This window comes from Pseudomonas sp. S32, assembly GCF_016648095.1.
Taxonomy (GTDB): domain Bacteria; phylum Pseudomonadota; class Gammaproteobacteria; order Pseudomonadales; family Pseudomonadaceae; genus Aquipseudomonas; species Aquipseudomonas parafulva.
This window is the reverse complement of the sequence record NZ_JACVVF010000007.1, coordinates 144,133-152,254: the sequence shown is the minus strand read 5'-3', so window position 1 is coordinate 152,254 and position 8,122 is coordinate 144,133. Positions and strand designations below refer to the sequence as shown.

Below are 8,122 nucleotides of genomic sequence, written 5' to 3'. Positions count from 1 at the left end.
CAATACTAATTGCCCGTGAGGCTTGACCATATAACACCCAAGCAATTTGCTGAAGCAGATTGCGGTGGTGAAGACGCTACGAACCGAAAGTTCGCGATTCACAAGCATCACATATCCGGATTCGCTGGAGTGTCTATCAAGACCTTCTGGCAACAGAATTTCTTGACGACCATAGAGCATTGGAACCACCTGATCCCATCCCGAACTCAGTAGTGAAACGATGCATCGCCGATGGTAGTGTGGGGTTTCCCCATGTGAGAGTAGGTCATCGTCAAGATTCATTTCGCAAAACCCCTATCTGCGCATGCAGGTAGGGGTTTTGTCTTTGTAGCGCTCTAAAAGCCAATGCAGACTGCGTGGTTGGGCACAGAATCCGGGCTTGTATACAGGCGCAGGCACATCAGATGCGGGGTTCCTAGACCCCCTTCCGCAACAGCTATGTTAGTGTGCCCCTACGTTCCACTTCCCAGGATGCCTGTACATGCTCCCCACGCTCACTGATAAAGAGCTCGACCGCCTCGAAGACTTGCTCATCACCTACGGTAACGATTACTCCGTACTCAACCTTGCGGAGCTCAATGGCTTCTTCACCGCATTGGCCAGCTCCCCGTCGACTGTGCAGCCCGGGGAATGGTTGCCTGCCGTGGCCGGTGGCAGCGTACCGAAGTTCAAGAAGCCGGCCCATGAGGAGGCCTACACGGCCCTGATGCTGCGCTATGCCAGCCAGGTGGCGGAGCAGTTGGAGGAAGACGTCGACCACTTCGTACCGCTGTTCGAAGAAACTGAAAGCGAGCAGGGGCCTGTCACAGTGATGGAAGAGTGGTGTTTCGGTTATATGCGCGGCACACAGGTTGCCGCTTGGCCTGCACTGCCCGCCGCGCAAGAGCCACTGCTGAAGGCTATTTCGCTGCACGGGCTGGAAGATAACGTAGAACTGCTCGATCAGATGTCCGAGCAGGATATCCAGGCATGCGTGCCTCAGGTGATCAATGCCGTGCGCAAACTCTATGCGTTTCAGCATTCGGCAACGTGAGCTGAAATCTTAGCCCGACGGTTGCAGGTAGGCGCCAGTGCCCTCAACTGCAGGCGGGGAGGGCGAGACGCTCAGCGGCGTGGGTATCTTGAGCGGCTCATCCGCAGTAGGCGGCAACCCTGCCAGCCGGTGCATACTGGGCTTCAACGCTGGATACAGGTCGCAATAGACCGAGAACAGCTGATCGTATAACGCCTGGGTGCGAGGGTTGGGCGTGGCGCGTCGTTCAAGGGTGCGCCACCCACGCACGTTGGCCAGGTCGTCAATGTCGCCCGTGGCCAGCGCTGCTAGCATGGCCGCGCCCAGCGGTGCTTCCACGGCTTGCTCGATGGTAAGCACCGGATACCCGGTTATATCGGCAATGATCTGCATCCATAGGTCCGAGGCTGCGGCGCCCCCTACCACGATCAACTCGGGGTCCAGGCGCTCGGCGCCTTGGCGACCGCGCTCAATATTATGGCGCAGGGCATAGCCCAGCCCTTCCAGTACTGCACGGTAGAGGTGCGCTCTGGTGTGGTACAACGACAGGCCTACATAAGCGCCGCTGGCCTGGGCGTCCCAGACGGGGCTGCGTTCACCCATCATATAGGGCAGGAACACCAAGCCGTCTGCCCCCGGCGGGGTTTTGCCTGCTTCGTCCTCCATCAACTGGTGCACGTCCACGCCAACGCCCATGGCGGCAGCGTGTTTTTCCCGTGTACAGAATTGCTCCCGAAACCAACTGATCGAAGCCCCCGCCGTGATGGCACCGCCGAAGATGTAAAGGTAATCGGCCGGCTTGTGCACGTAGGGCATGCTGATAAGCCCCAGTTGTGCATCTGTGCGGCGATTGACGAAACCCCAGCACATGCTGGTCCCGAGCATCGCCACATGATTGCCCGGGGTCAGCACGCCGGCTGCGAGCGTTGCCATCGCCGCGTCCACGCCACCAGCCACCACCGGAATGCCGGGGCTAAGCCCCATCAACCGGGCAGGTGAAGGCAGCAGTTCACCAATGACTTCACCTGAGTCGACCAGGCGCTGCGGCATGAGCTGGGGGTTGATCCCCAGGCGCTCGAGTAGGGGAACTGACCAGGTGCGTTGCTTGATGTCGTACACGCCACCGATATTGCCTGCCGAACTGTGGTCTACGGCCACACACCCGCTCAAGTGATACTGCACGTAGCTGTTGGGTGGCAGCAGATAATGCGTCCTGGCCCACACGTCTGGCCTGTTGCGCTTGATCCACAGCATCTTCGTGTAGCCGTAGTAGCTGTCCACACCGTTGCCGGTCGTGTCGTGAAGGTAGGCGAGGTCGATATTCTGCCGAACCCAGTCAGCTTCTGTCGTGGCTCGGCGGTCCATCCAGATGAGGCACGGGTGCAGTGGCATCATCGCTGTGTCCACCGGTATGCCCGACCCGCCGTACAGGCTGCTGACACAGATGGCTTTGATATCGCTCGGCTGGATGCTGCTGCTGGCGACGGCATTGGCGACCGCCTGGTAAACCGCCTTCAACCACACATCAGGCCACTGCTGTGCCCAGAGTGGTTCTGGCTGCTCGACCTGGTAGCCCACGGAGGCCTGAGCAACGATCGCCCCTTGAGTTGAAATCAGCAGTGCCTTGGTACTCTGCGTACCGATGTCTACCCCAACTACATAGTTCATGAGCACATCCTTTGGTTGTTTTTATTGGCTCATGTTGACGTCTACATTTTTAGCCTGGTGTGAAGGCTCAGGATTAGAGCTGGGCTAAATCGACAGGCAATGTAAACGTCAACATTGAAATAAAACTAGCACGGCATTTTTCACCTGACAATGTTGCGTGTACCCTCGACCCACCGCCTCCTGATGCTGATTCGACATGGCCAAACCTGGTAAAGCTACGATCACCGATATCGCCAAGCGCGTGAACATGACGACTGTCACCGTATCGCGAGCGCTCAACCAGCCGGAGAAAGTGAAGAAGTCGACCCTGGCGCACATTCTTGAAGTGGCCCGCGAGCTCAATTACGTGCCCAATGCATTTGCCCGCAGCCTGAAAAACCAGGAGAGCCGGTTGATCGGCCTGGTTACCGCCAGCCTGGACAATCCCTTTTATGGCGAGATCATCAAAGCGATTACCCGCGAAGCCAAGCGCCGGGACTACACCTTGATGCTTTTCGACACAGATGGCTCCCCGGCGCTTGAGGAGAAGGCAGTCGACACGCTGCTCAGCTACCAGGTAGCAGGTATTATTCTGTCAGTGGTATCTGATGCTGAAGATTATTGCCCAGCCTACCTTCCCAAGTTGGAGCAGGCCGCCATACCGGTAGTGCAGATCGACAGGAAGCTGCACGATGCCACGTTCGCCGGTGTATATCTGGATAATGAAGAAAGCGGTCTGCGGGGCATGCGGGCGGTGCTTGCCCAAGGTTATCGCCACGTGCTGGTGGTAGGTGGCCCCGCGCGCTCGGCCATCACCCAGGCCCGTCTTGCCGGGATCCGCAGGGCGATAGAGGAATGTCCAGATCCGGTTACCCTCGATGTGCTTGAGGGTGACTACACACAGGCGCCTGCATGCGACCGGACCGCGGCTTACCTGCAAGGCGGAGCGCGGCCTCAGGTCATCTTCGGCCTGAACAACCTGATGACCCTGGGCGCTCTGGAAGCGCTGCGCAGCCAAGGCCTGTCGAGGGCGGACATTCAGCTGTTCAGCATCGATCAGGTTCCGTACGCCGAACTTCATGGCGAGCCCATTGCGTGTGTCAGCCACAGTAGCTACGAAGCCGGGGCGGGCGCCATCGGCATGCTGTTCGAAGCCATAGACGAGCCCGGTCGCACCCAGGCAGACCTCACAATCAAAGGCACATTGCTTGGCTGAGGCGGCAGCCCGGGTCATCATCAACGTATTTGCTTACAAATGTAGACGTTGACATTTTGCTTGTCACGCACCTAGATTCAGCGCCGTGACAAGGCTGAACGGCCAAAGATGTAGACGTGAACATTTCTGCCCAAACAATTACAACATGCCTCACGAAGGCAAGCAGGAGCTGAATATGTCCTATCAACTGGAAGGGAAGGTTGCAGCAATCACGGGTGCCGCCTCTGGCATCGGCTTGGCCACCGCAGAAGCAATGACACTGGCGGGGGCCCACGTGGTCTTGATAGACCGGGATGAAACCGCCCTTGGGCTTGCATGTGAGCGGCTTGGGCCGCAGGCGACACCGTTGGTGATCGACTTACTGGACAACGACAGCTGTGCCACTCTGCTCAAAGGGATTGTGGATCAGGCTGGCGGATTGGATATTTTCTATGCCAACGCAGGCAGCTATCTGGGTGGCAACTTCACCGAGGCCGACCCCCTGGCCATCGACCGCATGCTCAACCTCAACGTCAACGCGGTCATAAAGAACATCAACGCTGTGCTGCCACACATGATCGCCAAAGGCACCGGCGACATCATCGTCACAGGCTCGGTCGCCGGGCATTTCCCTGTCCCTTGGGAGCCTGTGTACTCGGCGTCGAAGTGGGCCGTGAACTGCTTCGTACAAACCTTGCGCCGCCAGGTCAAAGACCAGGGCATCAGGGTTGCGGCCGTGTCCCCCGGCCCGGTCAACAGCGCCTTGCTCGCTGACTGGCCGGCAGAAAACCTGCAGAAAGCCCTGGCCCTTGGCAGCCTCATAGAACCCTGTGTGGTGGCCGATGCGGTCATGTACATGCTCACGCGCCCTCGAAACGTGACCATCCGCGACATGGTGGTGCTGCCTTCGGCGTTTGATATGTAGCAGGTATCACTCTCCCACAGGGCCAGGTGTTGCATTGAGTGTGTGCCTGCCAGTGGGAGAGGGCTCGCCCGCCCTAGGCCTTCAATCACGACTAATGGTCTTATTATTCCACCCCACGAAATTATGGATTACCCCGCACGCTGATTCCTCTGCGTTGTGATCCGGTGCAGCATGTGCTCCACCAGCCCACCCCGGTGCTGACCTGGAGTTCAAGCCATGCCTCGCCCCATCAAGCTTTACAACTTCCCCAAGTCTGGCCACGCCCTCCGTATCGAACTCATGCTCTCTCTCCTCGGGCTGCCAACCGAACAGGTGCTTGTCGACTTGGCAAAGGGGGCACACAAGCAACCGGATTTCCTGGCGCTCAACCCGTTCGGGCAGGTGCCGGTCATTGACGATAATGGCACTGTGATCGCTGACTCCAACGCCATCCTGGTCTACCTGGCCAAGCAATACGGCGAAGGGGCCTGGTTGCCGGAGGCCCCTGCGGCGGCTGCACGTGTGCAGCGCTGGCTGTCGGTGGCGGCCGGGCCGTTGGCATTTGGCCCCGCTGCGGCCCGGCTGGTTACCGTATTCGGGGCCTCGTTCAACACCGACGAAGTGATCGCCCGCGCCCACACCCTGCTCAAGGTAATGGACGCCGAGCTGGCCAAAGCACCCTTCCTCGCGGGTGATACGCCCACCATTGCTGACGTCGCCAACTACTCCTACATTGCCCATGCCCCTGAGGGCAACGTATCGCTTGAACCTTACATCAACGTGCGTAACTGGCTGGCGCGCATCGAAGGGTTGCCTGGTTTCGTGCCCATGCCGCGCACCGTCATCGGGCTGCAGACCAGCGCCTGACACCCCCGCCCCTCATGAGGAGCGCCGTTATGGAACAGCCTCAGCACCACCGCGCCTCACCCTGGCATGCGGGCGAGAAAAGCCTGCAGGAAATGGCCGGGGTAGCGGCGCGCATGGAGGCGGTCGGGCAAAAGGTCATTCGTGATCACATGCCCGAGCAGCACCGCAGCTTTTTCCAGCAACTGCCGTTCCTGGTGGCGGCCAGTGTCGATGCCCAAGGCTGGCCTTGGGCAACCCTGCTGGAAGGGCCGGAAGGGTTCATCCGTTCCCCGAGCCCCCAACAACTGACCATCGACGCCGGGTTATCAGCGGATGACCCCGCCACCCCCGGGTTGCGGCCTGGGCAGGCCATTGGGTTGCTGGGTATCGAACTGCACACGCGTCGACGCAACCGTCTCAATGGGCAGATCCGCCACTCGGCGTCAGGCGAGTTGCAGGTCACAGTGGAGCAATCCTTTGGTAACTGCCCGCGCTACATTCAGCCGCGTGACTACAGGCGCGTCGATGCGCCCGCCCAGCGGCGTGAGGAATCAACCACCCTGAACGCGGCCACCCGAACATTGATCCAGGCCGCCGATACCTTCTTCGTTGCCAGCTACGTGGAGCATGACGACGGCAAGCGCTCGGTTGATGTGTCTCACCGTGGCGGCAGGCCGGGGTTCATCAAGGTAGAAGGCAATGTTCTGACTATCCCGGACTATGCTGGCAACCTGCACTTCAACACGCTGGGCAACCTGCTGCTGAACCCGCTGGCCGGTTTGCTGTTCATTGATTTCACCAGCGGCAGCGTGCTGCAGCTAAGCGGGCACGCCGAGGTACTGCTGGAAAGCCCCGCGGTTCACATGTTTGAGGGCGCACAGCGGTTATGGACGCTGCGTGTGGAAGAGGTAGTGTGGCGCCCAGCTGCTGTTTCCCTGCGCTGGGCCCTCAAGGAGTAAGCCCGCGGTGTACCCTGCTACCGCTACCTCGAGCCCTTGGAGCCTGAATGGACCAGATCCACCTGATGAAGGTGTTTGTCGCAGTCGGTGAGCTGGAAAGCTTTGCCGCCGCCGCCCGCCGCCTGGATATCTCCCCGGCTGCCGTCACCCGTGCGGTCAGCGCCCTGGAACAACAGCTCGGGGTCAAACTGCTGCTGCGTACCACGCGCAGCGTACGCCTGACCGAAGCCGGCAGCCGCTACCTGGAGGACGTACGGCATATCCTGGCCAGCCTCCATGAGGCCAACGAAGCCGCTGCCGGCATCAACGCCAACCCTAAAGGCGAGCTGGCGGTGACCGCGCCGAGCCTGTTCGGCAAGAAATTCGTCATGCCCTGTATCGTGCGCTACCTGCAGCACTACCCGCAGGTGGATGTGTCTGCCTACTTCCTCGACCGGGTGGTGAACATGGTGGAGGAGGGCATGGATGTGGCCGTGCGCATCGGCCCGTTACCCGACTCCGGGCTCAGGGCGTTGCGCGTGGGCCAGGTGCGGCGCATGTTGTGCGCCTCGCCCGGGTATCTGTCGCGCCACGGGATGCCACGGCATCCCTCGGATTTGTCCGACCATGCCGTGATCGGCACCACCAACCTTTCCCCAAGGGCCGGCTGGCGTTTCGGGGTCACCGATGAGCCCACCCTGGTGCGCATGAAGCCGCGGCTGATGGTCACCAGCAATGATGGGGCTATTGCAGCGGCCGTCGGTGGGTTGGGGATTGCACGGCTGTTGTCGTATCAGGTCGCAGACGAGTTGGCCAGCGGCCAGTTGCAGGTGATTCTGGCCGAATACGAGGAGGCTCCCTGGCCGATTCATGTGCTGCACAGGGAGAGCAAGTATGGTTCAGCCAAGGTCAGGGCCTTCATCGACATGCTGGCGCACGAGCTGCGTATGCAGCGGTTGGATTGAGCGATCCGATGGATGCCCCCTGTAAATGCTCTGCTTGATAATGATTCTTGGTCGCGTGTAACATCGCTGCCCGTGTGATTTACTGGTATGCCGTTCCGTGTCGGATGACAAGCTCCAGCTCTACTTGGCCCACCGCGCGGCATTGCTCGACTACGCGTCGCCAATCGTGGGCTGTCGGGCCCGTGCAGAAGATGTCGTGCAGGAAGCCTGGCTTCGCTTCAGCCGGCAGGACGCGGATACGAAAATCAGCCATCCGGCCAGTTACCTGTATCGCATTGTGCGCAACCTGTCGCTTGACCACACGCGTCGTATGGCTACCGAGAAGGTCCAGCCTGGTGGCGAAGAGATGCTCACCGACCTGCCCTCCAGTTGCGCCTCACCTGAACAAGCTGTCACTCAGCAGGACGAACTCGCTGTCATCAGCCGGGCGCTCGAAGCGTTGCCCGAACGAACAAGGGTGGCCTTCGAAATGCACCGGCTGGGTGGTTTTACCCTGCAGCAGGTGGCTACCCACCTGGGCGTCTCTGTAAGCCTGGTGCACCAGCTCGTCCATGATGCATTGCGCCAGTGCATGGCACAACTGGAGGAGGATTTGTGAAAAACACTGCTGTTGGC

General features: G+C 60.0%; 7 protein-coding genes, 1 rRNA gene and 1 pseudogene. 8 read left to right on the top strand and 1 reads right to left on the bottom strand.

The window, feature by feature from the left end; translation table 11 throughout:
• Window positions 1-161 precede the first annotated feature (161 nt).
• Together rrf and IAE38_RS06275 are read left to right on the top strand one after the other, a co-directional pair.
• Window positions 162-277 (top strand): 5S ribosomal RNA (gene rrf, locus IAE38_RS06280).
• Between the two features lie 204 nt (window positions 278-481).
• A complete protein-coding gene (locus IAE38_RS06275; protein ID WP_201216603.1) occupies window positions 482-1,033 on the top strand; it encodes a UPF0149 family protein in 552 nt (183 codons plus the stop codon).
• A 9-nt stretch (window positions 1,034-1,042) separates the two neighbouring features.
• On the opposite strand, the gene IAE38_RS06270 is transcribed toward IAE38_RS06275, so the two are convergent.
• Window positions 1,043-2,680 carry an FGGY-family carbohydrate kinase gene (locus IAE38_RS06270; protein ID WP_201216600.1) on the bottom strand — a complete coding sequence of 546 codons (1,638 nt, stop codon included), beginning with the start codon at window positions 2,678-2,680 and terminating at the stop codon, window positions 1,043-1,045.
• Between the two features lie 196 nt (window positions 2,681-2,876).
• On the opposite strand from IAE38_RS06270, the gene IAE38_RS06265 reads away from it, so the two are divergent.
• The 6 genes and pseudogenes from IAE38_RS06265 (at window position 2,877) to IAE38_RS06240 (ending at window position 8,105) form a co-directional block, all read left to right on the top strand.
• Window positions 2,877-3,875 carry a LacI family DNA-binding transcriptional regulator gene (locus IAE38_RS06265; protein WP_201216598.1) on the top strand — a complete coding sequence of 333 codons (999 nt, stop codon included), beginning with the start codon at window positions 2,877-2,879 and terminating at the stop codon, window positions 3,873-3,875.
• A 175-nt stretch (window positions 3,876-4,050) separates the two neighbouring features.
• On the top strand, window positions 4,051-4,779 hold the full coding sequence (locus IAE38_RS06260; RefSeq protein WP_201216596.1) for an SDR family oxidoreductase: 729 nt from the start codon (window positions 4,051-4,053) through the stop codon (window positions 4,777-4,779).
• Window positions 4,780-4,995: 216 nt separating this feature from the next.
• The gene (locus IAE38_RS06255) at window positions 4,996-5,625 is read left to right on the top strand and encodes a glutathione S-transferase family protein (RefSeq protein ID WP_201216592.1); all 630 of its coding nucleotides are present in this window, start codon (window positions 4,996-4,998) and stop codon (window positions 5,623-5,625) included.
• A gap of 29 nt (window positions 5,626-5,654) precedes the next feature.
• Window positions 5,655-6,560 (top strand): annotated as a pseudogene (locus tag IAE38_RS06250) (pyridoxamine 5'-phosphate oxidase family protein); the annotation flags it as partial.
• A gap of 50 nt (window positions 6,561-6,610) precedes the next feature.
• The gene (locus IAE38_RS06245) at window positions 6,611-7,507 is read left to right on the top strand and encodes a LysR family transcriptional regulator (RefSeq protein WP_201216589.1); all 897 of its coding nucleotides are present in this window, start codon (window positions 6,611-6,613) and stop codon (window positions 7,505-7,507) included.
• Window positions 7,508-7,604: 97 nt separating this feature from the next.
• On the top strand, window positions 7,605-8,105 hold the full coding sequence (locus IAE38_RS06240; protein ID WP_201216587.1) for a sigma-70 family RNA polymerase sigma factor: 501 nt from the start codon (window positions 7,605-7,607) through the stop codon (window positions 8,103-8,105).
• Window positions 8,106-8,122 lie beyond the last annotated feature (17 nt).

Excerpts from the sequence above, each read along its gene's own strand:
- IAE38_RS06245 (WP_201216589.1), top strand. The coding sequence starts at position 6,611 with ATGGACCAGATCCACCTGATGAAGGTGTTTGTCGCAGTCGGTGAGCTG.
- IAE38_RS06270 (WP_201216600.1), bottom strand. The coding sequence starts at position 2,680 with ATGAACTATGTAGTTGGGGTAGACATCGGTACGCAGAGTACCAAGGCA.
- IAE38_RS06275 (WP_201216603.1), top strand. The coding sequence starts at position 482 with ATGCTCCCCACGCTCACTGATAAAGAGCTCGACCGCCTCGAAGACTTG.
- IAE38_RS06260 (WP_201216596.1), top strand. The coding sequence starts at position 4,051 with ATGTCCTATCAACTGGAAGGGAAGGTTGCAGCAATCACGGGTGCCGCC.
- IAE38_RS06265 (WP_201216598.1), top strand. The coding sequence starts at position 2,877 with ATGGCCAAACCTGGTAAAGCTACGATCACCGATATCGCCAAGCGCGTG.
- IAE38_RS06255 (WP_201216592.1), top strand. The coding sequence starts at position 4,996 with ATGCCTCGCCCCATCAAGCTTTACAACTTCCCCAAGTCTGGCCACGCC.